The sequence below is a fragment of the Paenibacillus sp. FSL P4-0184 genome (assembly GCF_038004625.1).
In the GTDB taxonomy this organism is placed as follows: Bacteria; Bacillota; Bacilli; order Paenibacillales; family Paenibacillaceae; genus Paenibacillus_AQ.
This window is the reverse complement of the sequence record NZ_JBBORN010000002.1, coordinates 179,279-201,226: the sequence shown is the minus strand read 5'-3', so window position 1 is coordinate 201,226 and position 21,948 is coordinate 179,279. Positions and strand designations below refer to the sequence as shown.

Here is a 21,948-nt window from a genome sequence, read left to right as displayed (position 1 = left end):
ACATTGCTCTGCTTATAACGTGGATACTTGCCATACTACTGGGGTACGTTTAATTTGTTCTCCAAGCCAGTCTCGGGCAATTCGCTGAAACATTTCAGCATCACCACTGCAGAAGAACTGATGAATTGGACTTTCATCCCCGATGGACAGCTTGCCTTTATCGTATAAAATCGTGCTGATCTCACGAGCTGTCTCATCTGCGGAACTGATCAGTTTGACTCCCGGTCCCATGGTCTCTCCAATAGGCTCAACAAGAAATGGATAATGAGTGCATCCTAAAATTAAAGTATCAATGTTATTATCTTTAATGCCTTCCAATGCCTGCTCTACAATTTCATAACTTATCTCAGAGCGGAACATGCCTTGCTCAACGAGTGGGACAAGTGCTGGGCAGGCTTGACTTACAACCTCAACAAAAGGAGACAGCTGCTTTAGTGCGTTAGTATAAGCCCCGCTGCCGATGGTTCCTATTGTACCGATCACGCCGACATGTCCGCTTTTGGTCGCGCTAATTGCAGCACGGGCTCCGGGATGAATCACCCCAATGACAGGGATAGAGACCTTGGCTGAGATATAATCGAGTGCCGCTGCTGTTGCGGTATTACAAGCGATAACAATCATTTTAGGATTAAACTGGATCAAATAATCTACAATTTGTTCTGTAAACAGTGTTACTTCCTCGGTCGAACGGGGTCCGTACGGAGCTCGGGCCGTATCTCCGAAATAAATGATTTTCTCCCGCGGGAGCTGCCTCATCACTTCTTTGACAACTGTTAGCCCTCCCACACCTGAGTCTAATATTGCAATAGCTTGCTGCACGAACACACCGCTTCCTTCTACTTGTTTTGTGTAGCTTATGTAAGCCGAAAACAAAATGTACCTGACTTTCAGCCCCAATTGCAGATATTACTCCTTTTGGACTCTTAGTTCAAGCTAAGACTTTTGCCATCATTTAACAGGTCTATAAGAATGAAATAAAAAAGCCACCTTCCGCCCAATGCGAAAAAGCGGCTCTATTAAAAGAGAATAAGTACTTTTTGACCGTAAAACCAAACACTCCATCCACTGTTTCATTATGCGATTTCGTTATTATCCTTGTCATCTGGCTGAGCTTCTTCAAGACTAGCTTCTTCACTGCTTACTTCTTCATTTACAGGCGATAACTCTAACTCCGTTACCTCTTCCAAAGTGGCCGCTGCCTCTTGAATCGTTTCTTCCGTAGCAATTCCACTTACTGCTACAGTAGCAGTATCTTCTTCTGCAGCATTAGAACATGATTTGCTCCATTCGCGAACCTCATGGACTACATGACCTAAAGAATCCTTAGCTTTGTCATACAGCTCAACGCTCTTGTCTCCAGCCTGCACGGCAATTCCCTGTACCTTTTCAATGCCAGCAGCTGTTCCTTCCGCAATATCCTTGCGCAGCTCTTTACCTGGCTTAGGCGCGAACAGAAGTGCTGTCACTGATCCAACCACACTTCCGACTAAAGCTCCCCATAACAAACCTTTTGTGTCCTTTTTCATCGTTTCATCTCTCCTTTAAATTCATTGCTCCCCGCTCTACCGGGCTAATGCCTATATCTGCTATATCATAAGCAGCAGGAGTTTGTCTTGTGACTAATTATTACAACTTTTCAGAAGTTTTGTCTGTTACATTTTTGGGTGCAATTGCGTATCGGCAGCATTGTCCGCCTTCTGCCATACATTCACTTCGTGTAACCTTAGCATCCAGCAATTCCTCAAATAGGCTATGCTCGCATTGACAAGCTTTACGATACTGAGTAGCCACCTGGCGAATCGGGCAGTTGTATTCTTTTATGACATACGAACCATCCTCTTCACGGTTCCACTCTGCCATATATCCACCAGCATTTTGGATCGACGATAACTCAGCTACTCGCTCTTCCAAATTCCGGCGTTCCATCATCGGTGCATACTGGGTGAGCATCCGGCGACGGCGTCCCTCAAACAATGTATTAACAGCTTCCAATCCACTGCCATAATCCAATTCACGCAGAAGCTCCAAAGCCAGATTGTGATAGCTTTTTGGAAAATACTCTTCGGACTTCTCCGTTAAAGAATACATATGTAAAGGCCGCCCCATCGCTTGCCGAACCACTTTTGTCTTAGCAAGTCCCTCCTGCTCCAGCTGAAGCACATGACGACGGACACCCATCTCTGTAATTCCCAATTCTTCTGCCAGCGCGCCGATGGTCAGTGGTCCTTTCGTCTTCAGGAGCGTCATAATCAAGTGCCTTGTCGATCCATTTTCCTGCCCCATCTTCATCATAAAGGAACCCCCTCTCTTTCACGGCTACCGCCTATTTTATATGATTCTATCTTATGCTATTATAGCGTTACACCGGACCCAAGTTCCTGATCCAAATAATTCCCTACTTCAACAGCAAACTTCTCTAGCACCTCTGAAAGGATTGGTGTGAGCGGGTGTAGTGCTTCTCTTTCCCAGGCAAAATAATCCTGCACGAGCGGCTTACGAAGTGCGACAAGCTCTATCAATCGCTCGTAGATCTCACTTTTACCTAGCACTTTTTCTTCATGTATGATTGAAATGATATCCTCATAACTTCCGGCATCACGCATAATAAAACCATCAATCAGACAACTACCAACGTCCGTAACCACCTCTATCGCCAGATGAAGGCAGCGTTCTTGTATTAGTCCGGTTAAAGTATTGCCATCCCATGAAGCTGTTACAGTCCTAAGACCTGTGGTTATATCTGGGATTTGAGCAAGAATGGTTTCGATTTGTTTGCGGTTGACATAATACACAGCAATACCCCCATGTCAAAAATAGTTAGAGAAATCTGCATTATCCCTACTTACCGCGTTTGCCGCGGCGTTTCAGCCAGAAGAACATAATGAAACATGCCGCAAGAAAAACGACCAAATAAGTTAACGCTTCCATCGGATACTCGAGCTCACGCATTCCTGTCACCGCTTCCAGTATAAAATGATGATGCTTGTTAATCAGCAGATCGCTTAAATTACGTAATCCACAGCAATTGAAAGTTCTTTAACTTCATTAATATGAGCTATAACTTCCTTATGCGCCGGATGAACCTGATAAGCCTGTAAATCATCCAGAGAAGCTACCACCGTAACTAGAGCAATATCAAAGGATCGATCAGAATGAATGATATCAGCACCCACTTCAATCGAAAGGAGCTGCGGGATTTTACCTTCCATATTTCGCAGTACGGCTACCGTTGCCGCAACGCTTTCTTCGGACCGGTCCTTCAATTTAAAAAACACAATATGCTTGATCATTCTATCTCGCTCCCTGTTGTAATATTGTAATTAGATATTAAAAATATATCATAAGCGTACGCGTTCTGGAAGAAACTTAAAAAGTGATGTCAGAAATAGCAGCATTAACCATTGCCGATGTATATGAAAGTGTTGTAGTATATTTTTAAAAAATCGGAGGAATTATGCCTAGTAACCAACAAGAAACTCATAATATCCAGGCGTGGTCTCTGATCAACCGCAAATATCTTGGACAAGGCGTTCGTGTAAAAAGATTCCGCCGTCCAAAGCGCAGCCAGATTAGAAACCGTGTGTTACTTGCTGTATTGATGGCTAAGGATATCAAACTTTCACGACTCGCAGAAGATCTTGGTATATCCTCTCGCAGCGTAAGCGCCTGGGTATACGAAGGTCGTATCCCTTCCAACAATAACATTGACAAGACCTGCCGCCTACTCGGGTACCCGCCCCACATTTTGTTCAATGAAGCACTGATTCGTCAGAGTCCAATTGTATGTCAACCAACTCCTTCACGATTTATGAAAAGAAGTATTACCAGTTCGCCCCGCAGCAATGTGATTCTAACCGGCCTCTGTATGGTTTACGATTTTTCCGTAACCGATGTAAGTATTTGGATAGGTGTTCATCCCGGGACGTTTCGAAAATGGTTGCACAGCAGCCATCTGCCTACCCCTGCTCTGCAGGAAAAAGCCGAAGCCTTCTTCCGAATTCCACGACATATTCTATTTGCAGACTGCGGAACGCTCTAATGTGATCCTATCGCTTAATAAGTTCAAGGCCAGCCCTTCTTCCTTAATTAGGAGAAGGGTTTTTTGCCATATTTTTTTCTTGAAAAAGGGTCATACTACTGTTTAGGTACATTGTTCAGTACTGAAGAACGGAACAGGAGGCGTAAGATGAGACTTGACGGAATACTATCTGAAGGCTACACCGATACTTGGGACGTGGCCCCTGGTGTCATCGGACTACGAACCATGTTCGTAAATTGCGCATTCATCGGCCAGCCCAATTCGGACTGGATCATTGTAGATACGGGACTTAGCTCTTACACAAACAGAATTATAGATTATGCTAAGGAGAAGTATGAGAAGCCTCCGGTGGCAATTATCCTGACTCATGGGCATTTTGACCATATCGGGGGTGTGAAAAAGCTTATTGAGGAATGGAATGTACCCGTGTATGCTCATCCACTAGAGCTTCCTTATCTAACAGGTAAAGCGGATTATCCTGCAGCCGATCCGGCCGTAGGCGGCGGGCTGATGAGTATGGTGTCCTCATTATTTTCACATCATGGCATCGATCTTGGATCAGCCATACATCCATTACCCGAAGACAGAACCGTCCCCGGAGCAAAGGGCTGGAAATGGATCCATACACCTGGACATAGTCCCGGACATATTTCACTATTCAGACCAGAAGATAAGGTGCTTATTGCTGGTGACACCTTTCTTACAGTCAAACAAGAGTCCGTATTCGCAGTGGCTACACAGCATCAGGTGGTGCACGGTCCACCCTCTTATTTCACGACGGACTGGGAAGACGCGGAAAAGTCGGTCCGCACACTTGCGTTGCTAGATCCTCATATCGTTCTCTCTGGACATGGGGTGCCTATGGAGGGTGAAAAATTATCTACTCAGCTTGCTCATTTATGCAAAAACTTCAAAGAAATGGCGTTACCGGGTCAAGGGAAGTTCGTGTGATTTCCTTGCGAATATAGATCTTAGGACGTATTGATGAGAGGATCCCTGTGGATCATTAAGTGTCTCCATATGGGTACCAGTCTTTATAATTTCCGTGTACTCAAATTGCTGTTTTAAATCAGCTTCACTAAAAAAATGAGCATATTTTCCTGCTTTATATTCATAGGTCGCAGGTTCCAAACATGCTCCACAGCCGTAATTCGGATCCTCATCTGAAAAAGAAGTAAAATAAAGCAGACCTCCGGGATGGAGTTGTTCCAGACAATTTGTTAGCAACCTACGACGACCCTCAATAAGAAATAGATGTAACAAGTCATAGCAGTAGATAGCATCGACCTTTGTCTCGAGATTGCAGTCTAACACGGAACCGGAAATAAAAAAGCATGCGGGGTCCCACTCCGCCGCAATCGCAAGTGCGGCTCCGCTTAATTCAATACCAATGGTCTCAAATTCACTGGAGAACACCTTCGTATTCCGTCCATAACCTGCTCCTGGAACCAGTACAGACTTCACATTATGCTTACGAAAGAGACCCTTTGCCTCCAAAGCCGTAGGGCTTGGATCAGTTCCCCAGATCATTCCTTCCTGAGCGAACCGCCGGTTCCAGTAATCGGACATTCGTCATCGCCTCACTTCGCTTTAATTGCCCACCACTCTATACCAATATTGATATATCTCCTTAAATCCGAGCTTGTCGTACAAAGCCGAAGCTCCAGAATTAGCTTGTACAACCTGCAAAAAAGCGGTTGTTGCACCCTGCGTCTTGCCCCAGTGTAGCAATGCAAGCAGCAGTTGTTCCGCCATACCTTGTCTACGCTGATCGGAAGCAGTGATAATATCGAAGAGACCTATGTAGCCGTTCTGAATAACACCCAGACCACAAGCGGTAGGAACGCCATTGTTAAACAACAGAATATAGCCCTGCTGCAAAAGACAAGCGGATAACATTCTAGTTAAGGTGCTCCGATTGTCTTTTGAGAGCGCAGAGAGCTTTGTAAATGCATTTAACCACTCTTCAGTCAAGCTCTCCTGAACTTGTATCTCATATCGAAGATCAGGAGTAGCTAATCCCTCCAGTTCTAATAGCCTAACAGACGATGGCTCGACAACTGTGTAACCACGCTCTGCTAGCGCCTCATCCAGGTTCGCAGGCTGGATATACGGCGTTATTTTAAATACTGGCTTTAGTCCAGCATCCTTATAGTACTGCTCAGCAAGATTAATTTGTTTTGTAAGATCCGCAAGAGAGCTTTCTTCTCCGTATAACGGATTGACCGAATTGGCTCTTTTCGTATATCCAGCTGCTGTGCGCAGAACCCAGCCATTCAGGAGAACGCTCTGCTCCGCTGGCCAAGTATTAAGTATGATTTCTTCAATCGCTTTATACAAGTTATCTCCTCCTTATTAGCCATGTTCCCGCTTATTACGCATCGCTGGCAGCAGCTTCACTGCTTCATCAGCATACGAAGTATAATAGTCATATTCGGGAGACTCCTTACCATAAATGGCTATTTTCCCCTCATTGTTGTAATGGACACCCCAGCCGAATCGCTTCGGAAGTAGAGAGGCTCGCAGGCATGGATGGTTTCTAGAGAATAGCTCCTTCCATATTTCTTCCCTACGGGTCACACGATCTTCTAGCGGAATTTGTTTATGGCGTACATGAACCTCAAACAGAAGCTCTTCATGATTGTATTTGTAAGGCTCATTAATAAGCAGCTCATATTGAATCACATGCGCAGGCGGGAGTGTACGACAAGACATCGGCGGGATTCCCGTTTCCTCAGGACAATCCTCTGCTACACGTATGAAAGTGTTTGTATAACTCATGGGCATCACCTCTATTTTTAATTGAAATATATTCCTTCTATGATAATTCATAGTCACTATAATTGCACAGCAAAAATCCGGAACCTCAACCTGCTGGATTCCGGATTTTCATCTGCTATTTCATCTGAATTTCTATTCCTCAGCCGCTGCCGCAAGGAGTTCTTCAACAGGCCACGGAAGTGGATTATTAAACGTTGTCCAATCCTGCTTCAACTCATCTTTCGTCAACAAACATCGATCCAATCTTGCTTCGATTTGTGCTGAGTCCATACTAACACCGATAAACACGATTTCATTCATTCGATCGCCCCACAGCTCATCCCACTTGGCTTTCATTTCAGGTTCGCTTTCCAATACCTCCTGCTGCTGATCCTCAGGCATTGTAGCTAGCCAGTAGCCGGCAGGTCCGAACTGAATCGAGGGTCCAGCCTGGCTGATACTCGCTGCAAGATCACCCTCTGCGGCAACCCATACAATCCCTTTCGCTCTGACAACTTCCTTCGGCCAATGACTAAAGAAAAAGCTTAACCTTTGCGGATGAAAGGGGGTTCTCCGGCGATAGACAAAAGAAGATATTCCGTATTCCTCCGTCTCAGGCGTATGTGTCTCCTTGTTAAGCTCCGTAATCCAACCGGAGGACAAGCTTGTTTTTTCAAAATCAAATAATCCAGTATTAAGAATCTCCTTCGGATCTACCACTCCGTTAACCGTACGGATCAGCTTGGCTGTAGGCTGAAGTTTGCGAAGCACAGCTTCAAGCTTGTTAAGCTCTTTTTCTACTAGCAGATCACACTTATTAAGCAATAACACATCACAAGTTTCGATCTGATCAATGAGCAAATCCACAATATCGCGATAATCGTCTTCGCCAGCCGTTTGATTACGATCGATCAGACTATCACCAGAAGAGAAGTCATGCCAGAATCGGCCAGCATCCACAACGGTCACCATCGTGTCCAATTGAGCGAGTGAAGTCAAATCAATATCCAGTTCTGGGTTCGCATAAGTAAAAGTCTGTGCCACCGGAACAGGCTCACTAATGCCAGATGATTCAATGAGGATATAATCAAAACGGCCTTCAGCAGCCAGCTTTTGTACTTCGACAATCAAATCGTCGCGGAGTGTACAGCAGATACAACCGTTAGACATTTCCACTAATTTCTCTTCCGTTCTAGAAAGCACATTACCTGACTTCACCAGGTTGGCGTCCACATTCACTTCACTCATATCGTTAACGATAACAGCAACTTTCAAGCCTTCACGGTTGTGCAAGACATGATTTAGCAGTGTTGTTTTTCCAGAGCCTAAGTAGCCACTTAGCACCGTAACGGGGATTTTTTTCATTCCTATCACTCCTATCATTGATTAGCATTTATGTTGGGTATTTATAGCTCCTACCGTGTTTCGCGATGTAATGTAACTCTTTTCAGACGTGGACAATATTTCTTCATTTCCATACGTTCTGGGTGATTTCGCTTATTCTTGGTAGTGGTATAGTTACGATCTCCTGTCTCCGTGCATGCCAAAGTAATGATTACTCTCATTGTTCCATCTCCTTTTTTAAATCGTAATAATTACGATTAACATATCGTACACGTTTTATTCACAATCTGTCAACTATGATCTTGTAAAAATTCCAACTCTCTTAATTTTGTGGTCTTTCTTGCGGACAAATCACGTATAGATGGAAATATAAAAATATGATTCTTGTATTTCCAAGAGAATCAGGCAGGAGTGGAGATCATGAAGATACCAGTAATTATTTTGAGCGGGTTTCTGGGGAGCGGGAAGACAACTCTGCTGTTGTCCCTGCTGAAAGAGAGCAAGGTAAGAGGTCTGAACCCTGGCGTAGTTATGAATGAGCTGGGAAAAAGAGATGTAGATGGGTATATTCTGCAGGAGCATACGGGTACAACCGTGACTAAGCTACTGGACGGATGTGTATGCTGTAGCCGTAAAGAGGATTTGGCAGACAGCCTGCTGGTACTGCTAAGAGGACGTCCCGATGCTATTTATATCGAGCTTACTGGCGTCGCGAATCCGGAAGAAATCGCCAAAACATTACAAGAAGCCGCACTACAAGAAAGGGTCGAATTGCATTTTACGATCACCTTATTGGATGCAGAAAACGCCTTGGAATATAACAGTAGACTCTCCTCTGACAAACAGCTGGTTCGTACCCTTCGCAAACAGCTGTCCACCGCTGATCTCATTGTCGTTAATAAGAGCGATCTTGTAGAGCCTGAAACCTTATGGCGAATTGAAAAAGGTGTCCGAAAACAAAATACAGAGGCTGAAATCGTTTATACCCATTACAGCGAAATCAACCTTTCACCGATATTATCAGGAATCACCCCACGTAAAATCATCGCTCCCGCGCCACAACGAGCACCTCAAACCTTTAAAGGCGCAACTCTTAAACAAATGAATTCAGAACAGGGAGCTACAGCAGTAAAAGAACGGCAAGAAGAGCCCCACGCTTCTTTTTCCCAAGTGACCGCCATCACGTTAACCATTCCGCAAGCAGGGACTAAAATGCCTTCCAAAGAACAGCTAGAGGCTTTCTTTCAAGAATGGGGTGACAACCTGCTCCGTGCCAAAGGCCATATCCTTTTGTCCGAACAGGAACCGGTTCAACTTGTCCAATATGCGGGAATGCGTACAAGCTGGGAGGCATCACGTTACCCTGGAATGCCTTATGTGGTATTCATCGGGATAAATTTAGATGAGGAACTGCTGGCAGATCGGTGGTCCACCTTATTCGAACCTTGACTACCCTTTCCCCTTTAAAACTACTGCCGCTGCTTCTACCGATCTCATTCCTGATTATCATTGGTTTTATATGGGTGCCAAATCAACTGGAGCTACTAGATAACGCGTATATTGACACGTTCAAAACCGGCTTTATCGGGATTTTGCTAGAAGCCTTGCCGTTTGTGTTAGCAGGAGCTTTATTATCCTCGCTGCTTCGTGTCTTTATCCCAGATGAAATGATCTCCCGTTGGATTCCACGGCAGGCGCTTCCGGCCATTTTATTCGCTTGCCTGCTCGGAATTATTTTTCCAGTATGCGAATGTGGAATGATCCCTCTCGTCCGTCGACTAATCCATAAGGGGATGCCTGTCTACGTGGCGATCGTGTTTATTTTATCCGGACCCATCCTAAATCCAGTCGTCTACGGAGCAACACTGACGGCATTTCGCAACCACTCAGAACTGGCCTATGCCCGGATGGGTCTAGCTTTTGTAGTCGCCTGTATTATAGGCTTGATTATCTATGCAACGGTGAAAAAGTCACCGATACGCCTTAGCGTTCAGCGGGAAACCGATAACACTCATCATAATAATTCTCGTGGAGGAAAGTTAGCCGCCGTCTTCGTGCATACCTCGGATGAGTTTTTCGAGATGGGAAAATACTTAATCATTGGCTGCCTATTGACCGCTGGCATTCAGACGTTTATGGTTCAGGACAGTTTGGCTGCGATCGGAGATAGGCCGCTCGGGTCTTATTTTTTCATGATGGGACTGGCATTTGTGCTTTCGCTCTGTTCCACCTCAGATGCCTTTGTAGCTTCCACCTTTGTACATTCTTTTCCAGCAGGAGCACTGCTCGCTTTTATGGTATTTGGGCCGATGTTAGATTTCAAAAATTCATTGATGTTACTCTCGCTGTTTAAGACCAAATTCGCTCTTTATTTGTTCTTTCTTATCTTTTCGAGCGTATTTATCGGAGCCGTACTCATGTCTTTATGGCTGTAATCATAGAGGTGGCAAGCAGATGCTTACCCCATTGTTAGGAGGAAGCGCATGAATGACTCTCGAAGCATCCGATTTCACTATTTGTTAAGGGCGGTCATTCTGCTTGCCTTTGCTCTCTATATTGGGCATTTAGTGCAGCAGGACGCTTTGCATTATTATGTAGCGCCTAAGCTAGCACGCTGGGTTCAGTTATGTCCGATTCCTCTGACACTAATGGCGCTCAGCTTGGCCATTCAAGCCTTATTTGGTAAGGGAAATGTGCTATGTGACTGCGAGCATCGCCTCCCTCATTCCATATTTAAAAGTACAGCGCTTTATGGGTTATTCCTGTTTCCATTGCTGCTTGGATTTGCACTTCCTGATCGTGCCTTGGGAAGTATGGCCGCTAGTAAAAAGGGGATTTCGTTCTCCTCTTTACCATCAGAGACTACCAACGCTGTTAGATTCGAATCGATTGATCCTTATCATGAGGAGCTCACTGAGCTAGCTAAGATTCTATATGCGCAGCCTACTATCCCTGTGTATTCTGATATTTTTTCTGAAACACTAGGCGCTATTGACATGTATAAACAACAATTTGAAGGCAAAGAAATTTCCGTTTCCGGTTTTCTATATCGCGATGACAGTGAAACGCCAGAGAATGCTTTTGCCATTGGCAGATTTCTGGTTCAGTGCTGTACCGCCGATGCTACTCCGTTTGGGATGTTGGTTGATTCCGGCAAATTAAAAAGCTTGCCCACCGATACCTGGATAGAGGTTCGGGGCAAGCTTCAAATTGTGCAATACAAAGGCCAAGAAATGATGCAAATACGCGCAGAAGCAATTACACCTATCGCGCAACCAACAACACCCTACATTTACACGAGTGCTGACTCCATCACCGCATGGAAAACTTTGACGAATACGGCCAAATCTACTAAATAATTGCGTCCAGCTCATTCTCATCATTCACAGACCGGTTAGGGTTAAATACTTCAACCATAATACGGGCGGGTATACAGATGATTTGCTGCTTTGGCCTAGAGATAAACCCCATTTCTAAAGCGATTCGCAAAGGAGCGTCAGAATACGTCATTTGGATCCCGTAATCAAATACCTTTAAGGTATTGTGACCAAACTTCGATTGAATATCTATAATTTGCTCTTCTTTAGTCAAAGATACGGTCTTGTATTCCTTACCATCGACCGTAATTATAGCTTTCAAATCGCCTTGTTGATACTGTTCATTATGGGTGTCCCACCACTTGATTCCGTAAATCAAACCCGCTGCGAATAGAGCTAAAAAAATGATTACAAAATCGCCACGCTTCATCTTTAACAAGGTATGGATCCTTTCATTGACAATATATTCGTAATAATTACGATTACAAATATATTAATCTTACGCCCTTTTGTCAATGACACTCCTCATCCTTAACGAATCCGAGGAGACCAATCTTTTAACACTCTGTCAAGCTCCTTTATGGAGATAGGCTTGGAGATGAAATCCTGCATTCCTGCACTCAGACACATGTCTTTATCTTCATTTCTGGCAAAAGCTGTGGCCGCAATAATAATGGGAGACAGCCCAAGCTTCTCACGTATGATTCCTGTTGCTTCTATACCATCCATAATAGGCATCTGAATATCCATAAAGACGAGATCATAATCCTTGGACAGCACAGCTCGAACCGCTTCCTCGCCATTGGATGCAATGTCAGGGAAGTATCCCCTCTTTTTCATATACGCCAGCATCAGTTGCTGATTCACAGGATGATCTTCAGCGATGAGAATAGACATCGGTCCATATTCTCCCGTATCAGATGCTTTGGCGTTAGGTTTATTGCTTTTGTCTGTGTCCACTGAAGGGTGGAGCGTAACCTTCTGATTCCATTCCTCTTTCGGCAAAGAAACCTCCACGGTGAAAAAGAACTCTGAACCATGTTCCTCACAACTCCTCACACCAATCGCTCCTCCGAGCAGCTCCACCAGCTTTTTGCTAATGGCCAGTCCAAGTCCTGTTCCGCCATATTTTCGATTAATGGAAGGATGCAATTGCGAGAACGATTGAAACAATAACCCTTGACTGGCAACTGGGATCCCCAAGCCCGTATCTTTAACCATGAATTTAACGATAATATTTCCTGACTTTCGAGAAGCCTCCAGGCTGGCAGAAATACTAATTTCACCTGTCTCCGTAAATTTCACCGCATTTCCCACTAAGTTCACGAGAATTTGGCGCAATCTCGCCTCATCCGTCACAATGACAAATGGAAGATCAGGTGCAATATCGATAGTCAGTAACAACCCTTTCTCTTTGACCTTCGGATAGAATAGCTCACTAACGTTCTGTATCACTTCACGCAAATCCACCATTTGCAGTTCAAGTGTCATCATGCCTGCTTCAATTTTGCTGAAATCCAGCACTTCATTCAAAATATGAAGCAATGCTTCTCCGCTACTTGTAATGATTTGTGTGTAGTAGCTCTGCTCTTCATTTAGCTCTGTCCCTGAGAGCAAGTCTGCCATTCCTATAATACCGTTCATAGGCGTACGCAGCTCATGGCTCATGATCGCTAGAAACTCCGATTTCGCCCGATCCGCTTCCTCTGCAGACTCCTTCGCTCGCACAATCTCCTTCTCTTCTGTGATATCTCGGAAAACCACTACAGCCCCGATCCGCTCTTCTCCATCAAAAAGAGGAGTCATGTGATATCTGACCAAAAAACTGGAACCATCTTGCCTCCAAAACACACCCTCTTTCTCATCAAAAGAGCGATTATTGAAGTGCGAGGGAATCAGCGTCTTCTGAAGGCCCAAGAATGGCTCATTATCCAGCCAAGTCTGATGAATCGTATGGAATTTGCTGTTCAACCATTCCGTTGGATCGTATCCTAGCATAGTAATCGCCGCTGGATTGATGAACATCGTATCCCCTTCAAGATTCATACCAAATATGCCTTCAGATACCGAATTCAATATTAGAGCATGCTCGTTACTTAACTTCTCTATTTCTTCAAAATGCCGCGCCCGTTCCGCAATGTCCCGGGTTACACACACAAGCTCCCGTCCTCCAAAGGTCTCCGAGTAAATATAGCGAAGTGTTGTTTCCGTCCAAATGTACGTTCCATCTTTGCACAGAAAACGAAAGGTCACAGGGTCGAGCTTCTTCCCTTCCATACAGTTGCTAAGATAGGACACCACTTTCTCCTTGTCTTCAGGATGTATGTAATCAATACCTCTCGTTTCGTACATTTCTTCCGGTGTATAGCCGAACATCGTCTGGCAAATGGGTGATGCATACAGATAGATGAGGTCTCCGTCCGCTGTATTACGTGAAATGAAATCCATTGAATTTTCCGACAGGAGTCGGTAATTCTGCTCACTATCACGCATCTGTTCCTCCATACGATGACGTTCAGTCACATCCTGGGCAATCCCACTGATCTGTAGCACTCTTCCTTCCTCATCTTTAGTCACTTCCCAGTGTGCATCCAGAAACTTCAATTTTCCATCCGTACTTTTAATTCGAACCATAACTTCGCCATTCGTCCCATTCGCTAAAGACTGGTGAACCAGCTTTTGAAGTCTAGTAAGATCATCTGGATCAATACAGGAAAGCACTCGTTTGTAATCAAAATAGGAATGATTGCTGTCGTCCAATGAAAAGCCAAAAATGTTACGCATCTCTCTAGAAACCGTCAACCGCGTTTTCGTCGCATCCCATTCCCACGATCCCATTTTCGCAAGATATTGGGCTTGCGCCAGCATATCCTCATATTTCTTACGCTGCGTAATATCACGGCCGATCGTTAATATCTGCTTGATTTCCCCCTGCTCATCACGTACCACCTGTGAGCTGCTCTCAATCCACAAATAATGTCCATCCTTATGCCGGGCCCTGCGTGTATACACATCCGTATCAGAATAGAGCTTTCCGTGTTTTGTCATTTCAAGGGCATCTTCTGCGTGATAATACTCAGGTCTTTTTGTACCGATCATTTCATCTGGAGGATATCCTAGCAACAACTCCACTGAAGGAGAAACGTAGTGCAGTGTACCGTCTGGTCCGCCAAAAGAAATCATATCTGGCGTATTTTGTGTGATCAAATTATATAAATGCTGATCTTCCTGAATCTTATCTTCCGCAAGCCTTCGGTCTGTGATATCCGTAAGTTCTGAGATCAAGACAAGGGGTTCACTAGAGTTCTCCTGAAGAATCAGAAATATATGTTGAGCTACCCAGATTATCTCGCCACCCTTACATAAGAACCGTCTTTCTAACTCAATTGCGGTCCCAGGATCTGCTAAGAGCTTGTTCAGGATAACGTTATGATCATCATTAGTCTTATCGTCTGGATAAATTAGATCTAAATAATGTAGATTCAAAAGCTCTTCTTCAGAGTAACCAAGCATATGGCAAAGTGCTGGATTGGATTGAATCAAGGTCCCTTCCTTAGGAGAGACTACAGCAACCCCTATAGAAGACCGTAAGTATAGTTGCTTAAAAAGAAATTCAGACACCTGTGCAGCCTCCTCTTTTGAGATGGGGACAAACTTTATTACAATTTCGTAATCTATTCCAGTATACCTTTTTTTCGGTAATTAAGCTTGATAGCTGAGTCCTAAATGATAGGCGGGTATAAATCAAAGAGATTGCGCGTTATCGTCATAGACAAAAAAAATAAACAACAAGTCCCGAGTAATCAGGAAACCTGCTGTTTATACATATCACAAGAATAAGGACTATTCTCTTATTAAATTCTCTTGTTGAAGCTTTTTAATTTTCTTACGGATAGGTGCGCCAGCTCTTAAAAAAACAAGTCCTAAAAGAATTAAAAGCCCGCCTAGAATAACGTTTACCAAACTAATGCTGCTGGAAGAAGTGAAATAATTCGTTACCCCAATAAGAATGTTGGCTAAACCAACAATGAACTCTAACCACATGACAGAATTCCATAGTGTGTTGATTCGCTTAAAGTGTTTTATTTTGGATTCCAGATCTGTGTAAATATCAAACGCACCTTCGGATGACTTCTTTCTAAGATAAATCCAGCGAACATAGCTGCTAACACACTCTACTCCATTTTCTTCTAAAAACTTGAGGTATGCCATGCTTTCCGGATGAGTAGGCACATTATCTAAAAGCTCAATTCTATACGTATACTCATTCTTAGGCGAGTCAGTAAACACATATTTACACCAGGAGTAGCTTGAAAGGGCTAACCCTTTGGCAGACATTTCATTAAGCCACTGTTCTTCCTTCTCAAAATCCCAAAACAGCTTGCGAACCACATGTTTCATTTGGACTCACCTCCAGCTATTCTCTTCCCATTGGCAATCAGTTCTTTCAACCGGATAAGCTCCCCCTGAATCACTGTCTTCCCTAATTCAGTAATTTCGTATTCCTTTCTTCGGGAGCCTTCTTCCCCTTCTATAGCTCTTATCCAGTTTTTCTCAAGCAAGGTGTTGATAGCTCCATATAAAGTGCCCGCTCCAAGATCCACTCGACCATGACTTAAATCCTTCACATTCTGCATAATCGCGTAACCGTGCATTGCGGTGTATAAAGACAATAAAATGTAAAATACAGCTTCCGTTAAGGCTCCTCTTTCTGAGCTTTCAGGCATGATTCCATCTCCATTCTATTACTGTTAGCGATATATCGGTTACCGTAATAATATTATTATTACGGAAGCCGATATAATTGTCAATACAAAAATACCTATTTTTAGTAAACCTAAACGATCATAACCACGAAAAAAAGCCTATAGCCCATGCCTATAGACGGTTCTAACTATACATAATTTGGTATCCCAGTAGTGAAAATAAGGTTGAAAAAATATGACAATGTTGAAAATTTCCATAATAGATATTCATGTAAACTATAGATTAGTTAAGCAGATACATAGCTTGTAGACTGGATTGATTGCATTTAAATACAAACAGAAAGGTTCGTTATAACATGAAAAAATCAGAACATCAATTACGTGTTACACCAAAAGTTTGGATTGGCCTACTCATCGCAGTCGGATATCTGTTCATTATTCTTCCAATTCAAAAATTATCTGGAATTCCTTATCAAGATTTTGGCGCATCAGCGGATAACTTGTACCATTCAGCCATCATTTCCATGGCCGCGGGTGCTATTGCACTTATTATTGTAACCTCCTTGCTCGGTTGGTGGCGGCCTGCATTATACGACAATACACTTCAACGTTGGACCTATAAATGGCCGATCATTGCTCCGTTATTTTTGCTACTTGGCGCAATCGCCAATCTTTTTTCAACGGACTTTAGTAATTTTGACGCCAAATTCATTCTCATTCTGATTACATTTGGATTGCTCGTAGGTTTCTGTGAAGAAATTACTTATCGCGGCTTACTATTGACGTCTCTACGTTCTAAGCTATCCGAGGGATGGGTATGTATTTTGACCAGTATAATATTTGGTCTCATTCACGGCTCGAACATCGTGCTCGGTCAAGATATTTTAACAACCATCACTCAATTTTTCTTTGCTGCTCTTATGGGATTCAGCTTATATATTGTCCGTCGAGTGACAGGTAGCCTAATCTGGGCGATGTTACTGCATGGACTTTGGGATGTCTCGGTGTTCATGTCTGAGTATTCTTCTGCCGACAACAATGGCTTAGGTGGTTTGAGCATAATGGTTGCCGCTCCGCTAAGTATTATCTTCTTGTTTATCGTGTTCCGTAAAATAAAAAAATCCGAAGCTAATCGAGCCAGTTAATCTCTACAAAAAAAGGCTGGAACAAGAATCGTTTCTTGTTCCAGCCTTTTTTTGTATCTGACAGGGCATACCCGAAAATGAAAAGAGCTCTTAAATCTCCATATAAGGAAATTCAAGAGCTCTTTCATTGTTACTTGATGCGGTCGAGAGGACTCGAACCTCCACGATATTGCTACCACACGGACCTGAACCGTGCGCGTCTGCCAATTCCGCCACGACCGCACATTATGTACACCAATGAAATAATCACTGTACATAAGACTATACTCTTTTTTCGAATAAATAGCAACATATTTTTAAATCGATGTACAGATAAATCTAACAACAGCGATATAAGCGATATAACATATTCAAATCCCCATAGGCATAACCAATCACAGTTATTCAGTTTATATATTTCACTTATAAGAGGCTGTTATGATACAACATAAATAAAGAATGTGCTACGTCGGAAATATCACTGTAATTCCAAACCAGAAAGGACGAATACGTATGAACCAGCAGTGGAACACCGGAACCTATGATACTGTTATGGCCTTTGTGTCTCAGTTTGGAGAGTCATTGATTGAACTTCTTCGCCCCCAGCCTGGCGAACAAATTGTTGATTGGGGCTGCGGAACTGGTGATTTGGCAGCAGCCATCGCTGCTAGTGGTGCCACTGTAACAGGTATTGATGCTTCAGCCGAAATGATTCAGACTGCCCGTGACAAGCATCCCCAGCTAAACTTCATCTTAGCAGATGGGCAAAACTATGTCGCGGAACAGCCAGTCGATGCCGTGTTCAGCAACGCTGCTCTACACTGGTTGACCGACTCGAACGGAGCAGCTGCTTCTATCACAGCTAGCCTACGAACAGGCGGACGTTTTGTTGCCGAGTTCGGTGGGCTGGGCAATATCGCTTCTATCGTTACTGAGCTTCCAAATGCTTTTACCGCTATAGGGTGTAGTGATAAGCTTCAATTACCTTGGTACTTCCCTAGCATCGGACAATATACAACACTACTAGAACAACATGGACTGACTGTTGACCTCGCCCTTTGTTTCGACCGTCCAACCCCACTAGAGGCTGGAGAGCAAGGGTTCCAGTCCTGGCTGAACACTTTTGCTAATGGAATCTTAAGTGTCCTAACACCATCTGAACGAGAAGAAGTCCTCTCTTATATGGAACAGAAACTTAGACCGACATTATTTCAGGATGGCCGCTGGGTGATGGATTATCGAAGAATCCGGGTCGTCGCTTACAAACGCGTCTAACAATGAAGGGTGTGGCTTCTTCCTATGCAACAAAAAAAAGAGTGTACTGGCGCGTGTCCGTACCAATACACTCTTTTTATGACCATCTATCTTCTATCTCCCACATATCGATCGCTACCAGCACCAAGTCCGACAACCAGCAGCAATACGCTTGCACCCAGCAATAAAACAAGCGGCATCGTCCAGCTATTCGTTACATCATGAAGCCATCCGAATAATGCCGGGCCCATTGCTGCAAGCACGTAACCTACGGATTGGGCCATTCCCGACAGTTCCGCTGCTTCTTGAGTGCTTCTGGTCCGTAGACTGAAGAACATCATCACAAGTCCGAAGGCAAATCCTCCGGCAATCCCAAAACAGATCGCCCAGACAGCCATTAAAGCACTGCTTCCCAACCAAATGCCACCGATTCCGATGAAATACAAAATAGCCGTGATGATTACTAGAATACGTTGGTTCTTCATCCGACCTGCCCACAACGGCACGAAGAAAGTAAACGGCAGCTGGGCCATTTGCATTAGTGATAGTAACCAACCTGCATGGCTTGATGACATCCCTCGCTCACCAAGGAGAACAGAGAACCAAGCTATGAAGACATAATAGAGCAACGACTGTAAGCCCATAAAAATCGTTACCTTCCAAGCAAGTGAAGAACGCCACATATTTCCACTAGAGATCGACCCCTTGGCCCCAGTCCCTTGATCGAGCTTGCGCATTTGCGGAATCCAGAACAGGGTTGCTAGCGCAGCGATCATAAACCAAATCGCCAAAGTCCCTCTCCAGCCAAATCCAGCATGACTAGCTAGCGGAACACTAATACCTGAAGCGACGGCTGCACATAAATTCATTGAGACGGTGTAGACACCTGTCATTAACCCAATTTTGTGAGGAAACTTCCCTTTAATCAGACCCGGAAGCAATACATTACATACTGCAATAGAAAGCCCGAGTATCGCCGTACCTGTGAACAACAGTCCCGTTCCAGATCCCGACCGGATTAGAATCCCCATAGCAAGCATAACCATAGCAATTAATAACACATTAGCCAAGCCGAAACGGCGAGCTAGCTTTGGAGCAAACGGGGACAAAATGGCAAAAGCCAACAATGGTAGAGTAGTAATAGCTCCTGCTAAAGTGTTCGATAAGCCTAGATCATCCTGAATCATTTGTACCAGTGGACCGACGGATGTGAAAGGCGCTCTAAGTGCCGCTGCGATAAACACAATCCCCAACACTAGCAGCCAGCGATCATATTTGGTATCCGTTAAACCTCTATTCTGAATGTTTCCTTCTCGTTGCGATGCTTTCATCATGTATCCTCCTAAATTGCAACAAGCATAAACGCCTTTGACATTCCTGTAAGGACGGTGAGCGATTACGCCAGAAATATAAAAATGTTTATTACATGGCATTAAGACCTATCATCCACTATTATTATAAAAGTTACAAGCCTTAAGTAATTTTATAACCCTATTATTGACAAAATCGAATGACATCTTTAGTATCCATATAATCAAGACAATTGAGAATCAATTTCATTCGATCTCCTACATATTCCTATAGAAAAGAGTGAACAGAATGCTTCGAAGGTTTTTTTCCTACTATCGTCCGTATAAAAAACTATTTATATTGGACTTCTCCTGCGCTGTTTTTGCAGGTCTTCTAGAACTAGCTTTTCCGGTAGCTGTCAATAAATTTATTGATGATTTACTCCCGGGTCAAGATTGGCCGCTAATTCTTATTGCGTGTGTCGCGCTCCTAGCTATTTACGCCTTGAATACAGTTATGCAGTATATCGTTACATACTGGGGGCATATGCTTGGCATTAATATCGAGACCGATATGCGTAAAAAAATGTTCGATCACATCCAGAAACTGTCCTTCCGCTTTTTTGATAATAATAAAACAGGTCACCTCATCGGGCGAATCACCAACGATTTAAATGATATCGGCGAGGTGGCGCATCACGGTCCTGAGGATATATTTATCGCCATCATGACACTTGTCGGTGCTTTCCTCCTTATGGCTGATATTAATCTGAAGCTGGCCATTATTACTTTTATTATCGTTCCAATTATGGCTTGGGTGATCATCTACTTCGGACGCAACATGACTTCCACCTATCGCCAGCTTTTTGGAAATGTAGGTAGTTTCAATGCCCGTATCGAAGATAATGTCGGTGGTATCCGGGTTGTTCAATCTTTTGCCAATGAGCAGCATGAACAAGAGCTATTCGCAGTAGATAACCAAATGTTCCGTAAAACTAAGCTTCTCGCTTATAAAATCATGGCCAAAAGCTTATCCGTCAGCTATATGATGACACGCCTCATTACGATCCTTGTGATGATCAGCGGCGCTTGGTTCTTCATCAATGGCGAGTTGCAAATCGGTGAGTTTGTGGCATTTATTCTGTTGTCCAATATCTTTTTCCGTCCGATCGAGAAGATCAATGCCGTTATCGAGAGTTATCCAAAAGGAATTGCCGGCTTTAAACGTTATCTAGAAATTATTGATACGGAGCCAGATATCAGCGATAAGCCGGATGCCGTAGAGGTAAGTACTTTACACGGTGATATTACCTTCCAGAATGTCTTTTTCGGATACGACGAAGACCGTCCGGTTCTACAAAATATCAGCCTAAAAGTTAAGGCTGGCGAAACGATTGCCTTTGTTGGACCTTCTGGCGCAGGCAAAACAACTATTTGCAGCCTGCTCCCTCGTTTCTATGATGTCACAGGCGGGGCTATCACCATAGATGGCATCGATATCCGTGACATGAAGCTGGAGTCGTTACGTAAGCAGATCGGGATCGTACAGCAGGATGTGTTCCTATTCTCCGGTACGATTCGTGAGAATATTGCCTACGGAAAGCTCGATGCGAAGCTGCCTGAAATCTGGGAAGCTGCTCGGCGTGCCCATCTGGAAGATCTCATTCAGAATCTTCCAGATGGCATGGATACGGTGATCGGAGAGCGCGGTGTGAAGCTGTCCGGTGGACAGAAGCAGCGCCTAGCGATCGCCCGCATGTTCCTGAAGAATCCACCGATCCTGATTCTGGATGAAGCTACTTCAGCACTGGATACAGAAACGGAAGCAGCGATTCAGCAATCGCTGGCGGATCTGTCCGTGGGTAGAACCACACTCGTCATCGCCCACCGATTGACGACGATAAAGAATGCCGACCGGATCATGGTCGTGAACGAAGAAGGCATCGCCGAGCAAGGCCGCCATGAAGAGTTAGTCCATGCCGGTGGCATATACAGCCGGCTGCATCAGGCACAGTATAACGCTTAGGGACGTTATATCTAGCTCCCTAGCTAAATGAAGCAAGCCTAGTCTCTACGTAATTGGCGACTAGGCTTGCTTTTTAGTGCATCTCGCTG

At 44.0% G+C, this 21,948-nt stretch carries 23 protein-coding genes and 1 tRNA gene; 8 read left to right on the top strand and 16 right to left on the bottom strand.

Features of this window, described 5'->3' with window-relative positions:
• Nucleotides 1-12: 12 nt before the first annotated feature.
• From racE to MKY52_RS22570, 5 genes are all read right to left on the bottom strand, one after another.
• Nucleotides 13-819 carry a glutamate racemase gene (gene racE / locus MKY52_RS22590; RefSeq protein ID WP_076283405.1) on the bottom strand — a complete coding sequence of 269 codons (807 nt, stop codon included), beginning with the start codon at nucleotides 817-819 and terminating at the stop codon, nucleotides 13-15.
• A 254-nt stretch (nucleotides 820-1,073) separates the two neighbouring features.
• Complete coding sequence (locus MKY52_RS22585) at nucleotides 1,074-1,526, bottom strand: YtxH domain-containing protein (protein ID WP_341053663.1); 453 nt, start codon at nucleotides 1,524-1,526, stop codon at nucleotides 1,074-1,076.
• A 100-nt stretch (nucleotides 1,527-1,626) separates the two neighbouring features.
• On the bottom strand, nucleotides 1,627-2,292 hold the full coding sequence (locus MKY52_RS22580; RefSeq protein WP_341053662.1) for a helix-turn-helix transcriptional regulator: 666 nt from the start codon (nucleotides 2,290-2,292) through the stop codon (nucleotides 1,627-1,629).
• Between the two features lie 59 nt (nucleotides 2,293-2,351).
• Nucleotides 2,352-2,792, bottom strand: coding sequence for a DUF86 domain-containing protein (locus MKY52_RS22575; protein WP_042186787.1), 441 nt, complete (start codon nucleotides 2,790-2,792; stop codon nucleotides 2,352-2,354).
• Between the two features lie 210 nt (nucleotides 2,793-3,002).
• A complete protein-coding gene (locus MKY52_RS22570; protein ID WP_042126253.1) occupies nucleotides 3,003-3,290 on the bottom strand; it encodes a Dabb family protein in 288 nt (95 codons plus the stop codon).
• Nucleotides 3,291-3,454: 164 nt separating this feature from the next.
• Here MKY52_RS22570 and MKY52_RS22565 point away from each other — a divergent pair, with 164 nt between their 5' ends.
• Together MKY52_RS22565 and MKY52_RS22560 are read left to right on the top strand one after the other, a co-directional pair.
• Nucleotides 3,455-4,039, top strand: coding sequence for a helix-turn-helix domain-containing protein (locus MKY52_RS22565; protein WP_042186785.1), 585 nt, complete (start codon nucleotides 3,455-3,457; stop codon nucleotides 4,037-4,039).
• 147 nt (nucleotides 4,040-4,186) lie between these two features.
• The gene (locus tag MKY52_RS22560) at nucleotides 4,187-4,990 is read left to right on the top strand and encodes an MBL fold metallo-hydrolase (protein ID WP_341053660.1); all 804 of its coding nucleotides are present in this window, start codon (nucleotides 4,187-4,189) and stop codon (nucleotides 4,988-4,990) included.
• Here the strand turns inward: MKY52_RS22560 and MKY52_RS22555 are convergent.
• The 5 genes from MKY52_RS22555 to rpmG form a co-directional block, all read right to left on the bottom strand.
• Nucleotides 4,964-5,608, bottom strand: a complete 645-nt coding sequence (locus tag MKY52_RS22555; protein WP_341053659.1) for a class I SAM-dependent methyltransferase — start codon at nucleotides 5,606-5,608, stop codon at nucleotides 4,964-4,966. The genes MKY52_RS22560 and MKY52_RS22555 overlap by 27 nt on opposite strands.
• A 21-nt stretch (nucleotides 5,609-5,629) precedes the next feature.
• Entirely contained in the window at nucleotides 5,630-6,379 is a 750-nt protein-coding gene (locus MKY52_RS22550; RefSeq protein ID WP_341053658.1) for a GNAT family N-acetyltransferase, read from the bottom strand.
• A gap of 15 nt (nucleotides 6,380-6,394) precedes the next feature.
• Nucleotides 6,395-6,820, bottom strand: a complete 426-nt coding sequence (locus tag MKY52_RS22545) for a DUF6157 family protein (protein ID WP_341053657.1) — start codon at nucleotides 6,818-6,820, stop codon at nucleotides 6,395-6,397.
• Between the two features lie 132 nt (nucleotides 6,821-6,952).
• Nucleotides 6,953-8,164, bottom strand: a complete 1,212-nt coding sequence (locus MKY52_RS22540) for a GTP-binding protein (protein WP_341053656.1) — start codon at nucleotides 8,162-8,164, stop codon at nucleotides 6,953-6,955.
• 50 nt (nucleotides 8,165-8,214) lie between these two features.
• Nucleotides 8,215-8,364: a 50S ribosomal protein L33 gene (gene rpmG / locus MKY52_RS22535; RefSeq protein WP_076283195.1), complete on the bottom strand. Its 150-nt coding sequence runs from the start codon at nucleotides 8,362-8,364 to the stop codon at nucleotides 8,215-8,217.
• A 199-nt stretch (nucleotides 8,365-8,563) separates the two neighbouring features.
• Between rpmG and MKY52_RS22530 the strand changes: the two genes are divergently transcribed.
• From MKY52_RS22530 to MKY52_RS22520, 3 genes are all read left to right on the top strand, one after another.
• On the top strand, nucleotides 8,564-9,592 hold the full coding sequence (locus tag MKY52_RS22530) for a CobW family GTP-binding protein (RefSeq protein ID WP_341053655.1): 1,029 nt from the start codon (nucleotides 8,564-8,566) through the stop codon (nucleotides 9,590-9,592).
• Nucleotides 9,593-9,660: 68 nt separating this feature from the next.
• On the top strand, nucleotides 9,661-10,578 hold the full coding sequence (locus MKY52_RS22525; RefSeq protein WP_445671044.1) for a permease: 918 nt from the start codon (nucleotides 9,661-9,663) through the stop codon (nucleotides 10,576-10,578).
• 48 nt (nucleotides 10,579-10,626) lie between these two features.
• The gene (locus tag MKY52_RS22520; RefSeq protein WP_341053654.1) at nucleotides 10,627-11,502 is read left to right on the top strand and encodes a TIGR03943 family putative permease subunit; all 876 of its coding nucleotides are present in this window, start codon (nucleotides 10,627-10,629) and stop codon (nucleotides 11,500-11,502) included.
• On the opposite strand, the gene MKY52_RS22515 is transcribed toward MKY52_RS22520, so the two are convergent.
• The 4 genes from MKY52_RS22515 to MKY52_RS22500 all read right to left on the bottom strand — a co-directional run bounded on the left by MKY52_RS22515 (nucleotide 11,495) and on the right by MKY52_RS22500 (nucleotide 16,187).
• Nucleotides 11,495-11,890 (bottom strand): NusG domain II-containing protein, encoded by a 396-nt coding sequence (locus MKY52_RS22515; protein ID WP_341055596.1) that lies wholly within the window; start codon nucleotides 11,888-11,890, stop codon nucleotides 11,495-11,497. The genes MKY52_RS22520 and MKY52_RS22515 overlap by 8 nt on opposite strands.
• Before the next feature lie 101 nt (nucleotides 11,891-11,991).
• Nucleotides 11,992-15,081 carry a PAS domain S-box protein gene (locus MKY52_RS22510; protein WP_341053652.1) on the bottom strand — a complete coding sequence of 1,030 codons (3,090 nt, stop codon included), beginning with the start codon at nucleotides 15,079-15,081 and terminating at the stop codon, nucleotides 11,992-11,994.
• A 222-nt stretch (nucleotides 15,082-15,303) separates the two neighbouring features.
• Complete coding sequence (locus MKY52_RS22505; RefSeq protein WP_341053651.1) at nucleotides 15,304-15,861, bottom strand: DUF2812 domain-containing protein; 558 nt, start codon at nucleotides 15,859-15,861, stop codon at nucleotides 15,304-15,306.
• A complete protein-coding gene (locus MKY52_RS22500; protein ID WP_341053650.1) occupies nucleotides 15,858-16,187 on the bottom strand; it encodes a PadR family transcriptional regulator in 330 nt (109 codons plus the stop codon). The genes MKY52_RS22505 and MKY52_RS22500 overlap by 4 nt, the downstream gene beginning before the upstream one ends.
• A gap of 335 nt (nucleotides 16,188-16,522) precedes the next feature.
• Between MKY52_RS22500 and MKY52_RS22495 the strand changes: the two genes are divergently transcribed.
• Nucleotides 16,523-17,311: a CPBP family intramembrane glutamic endopeptidase gene (locus MKY52_RS22495; protein ID WP_341053649.1), complete on the top strand. Its 789-nt coding sequence runs from the start codon at nucleotides 16,523-16,525 to the stop codon at nucleotides 17,309-17,311.
• A 138-nt stretch (nucleotides 17,312-17,449) separates the two neighbouring features.
• On the opposite strand, the gene MKY52_RS22490 is transcribed toward MKY52_RS22495, so the two are convergent.
• A tRNA-Leu gene (locus MKY52_RS22490) sits at nucleotides 17,450-17,533 on the bottom strand.
• A gap of 270 nt (nucleotides 17,534-17,803) precedes the next feature.
• On the opposite strand from MKY52_RS22490, the gene MKY52_RS22485 reads away from it, so the two are divergent.
• Nucleotides 17,804-18,565: a class I SAM-dependent methyltransferase gene (locus tag MKY52_RS22485; protein WP_341053648.1), complete on the top strand. Its 762-nt coding sequence runs from the start codon at nucleotides 17,804-17,806 to the stop codon at nucleotides 18,563-18,565.
• Nucleotides 18,566-18,651: 86 nt separating this feature from the next.
• On the opposite strand, the gene MKY52_RS22480 is transcribed toward MKY52_RS22485, so the two are convergent.
• A complete protein-coding gene (locus MKY52_RS22480) occupies nucleotides 18,652-19,875 on the bottom strand; it encodes a CynX/NimT family MFS transporter (protein ID WP_076283203.1) in 1,224 nt (407 codons plus the stop codon).
• A 268-nt stretch (nucleotides 19,876-20,143) separates the two neighbouring features.
• Here MKY52_RS22480 and MKY52_RS22475 point away from each other — a divergent pair, with 268 nt between their 5' ends.
• Nucleotides 20,144-21,859, top strand: coding sequence for an ABC transporter ATP-binding protein (locus MKY52_RS22475; RefSeq protein WP_340968657.1), 1,716 nt, complete (start codon nucleotides 20,144-20,146; stop codon nucleotides 21,857-21,859).
• The last annotated feature ends 89 nt before the right edge of the window (nucleotides 21,860-21,948 follow it).

Bases quoted from the DNA above. Each gene is read 5' to 3' on its own strand.
- MKY52_RS22585 (WP_341053663.1), bottom strand. From the start codon at position 1,526: ATGAAAAAGGACACAAAAGGTTTGTTATGGGGAGCTTTAGTCGGAAGT.
- MKY52_RS22580 (WP_341053662.1), bottom strand. From the start codon at position 2,292: ATGATGAAGATGGGGCAGGAAAATGGATCGACAAGGCACTTGATTATG.
- MKY52_RS22570 (WP_042126253.1), bottom strand. From the start codon at position 3,290: ATGATCAAGCATATTGTGTTTTTTAAATTGAAGGACCGGTCCGAAGAA.
- MKY52_RS22565 (WP_042186785.1), top strand. From the start codon at position 3,455: ATGCCTAGTAACCAACAAGAAACTCATAATATCCAGGCGTGGTCTCTG.
- MKY52_RS22560 (WP_341053660.1), top strand. From the start codon at position 4,187: ATGAGACTTGACGGAATACTATCTGAAGGCTACACCGATACTTGGGAC.
- MKY52_RS22555 (WP_341053659.1), bottom strand. From the start codon at position 5,608: ATGTCCGATTACTGGAACCGGCGGTTCGCTCAGGAAGGAATGATCTGG.
- MKY52_RS22545 (WP_341053657.1), bottom strand. From the start codon at position 6,820: ATGAGTTATACAAACACTTTCATACGTGTAGCAGAGGATTGTCCTGAG.
- MKY52_RS22540 (WP_341053656.1), bottom strand. From the start codon at position 8,164: ATGAAAAAAATCCCCGTTACGGTGCTAAGTGGCTACTTAGGCTCTGGA.
- rpmG (WP_076283195.1), bottom strand. From the start codon at position 8,364: ATGAGAGTAATCATTACTTTGGCATGCACGGAGACAGGAGATCGTAAC.
- MKY52_RS22530 (WP_341053655.1), top strand. From the start codon at position 8,564: ATGAAGATACCAGTAATTATTTTGAGCGGGTTTCTGGGGAGCGGGAAG.
- MKY52_RS22520 (WP_341053654.1), top strand. From the start codon at position 10,627: ATGAATGACTCTCGAAGCATCCGATTTCACTATTTGTTAAGGGCGGTC.
- MKY52_RS22515 (WP_341055596.1), bottom strand. From the start codon at position 11,890: ATGAAGCGTGGCGATTTTGTAATCATTTTTTTAGCTCTATTCGCAGCG.
- MKY52_RS22505 (WP_341053651.1), bottom strand. From the start codon at position 15,861: ATGAAACATGTGGTTCGCAAGCTGTTTTGGGATTTTGAGAAGGAAGAA.
- MKY52_RS22500 (WP_341053650.1), bottom strand. From the start codon at position 16,187: ATGCCTGAAAGCTCAGAAAGAGGAGCCTTAACGGAAGCTGTATTTTAC.
- MKY52_RS22495 (WP_341053649.1), top strand. From the start codon at position 16,523: ATGAAAAAATCAGAACATCAATTACGTGTTACACCAAAAGTTTGGATT.
- MKY52_RS22485 (WP_341053648.1), top strand. From the start codon at position 17,804: ATGAACCAGCAGTGGAACACCGGAACCTATGATACTGTTATGGCCTTT.
- MKY52_RS22480 (WP_076283203.1), bottom strand. From the start codon at position 19,875: ATGAAAGCATCGCAACGAGAAGGAAACATTCAGAATAGAGGTTTAACG.
- MKY52_RS22475 (WP_340968657.1), top strand. From the start codon at position 20,144: ATGCTTCGAAGGTTTTTTTCCTACTATCGTCCGTATAAAAAACTATTT.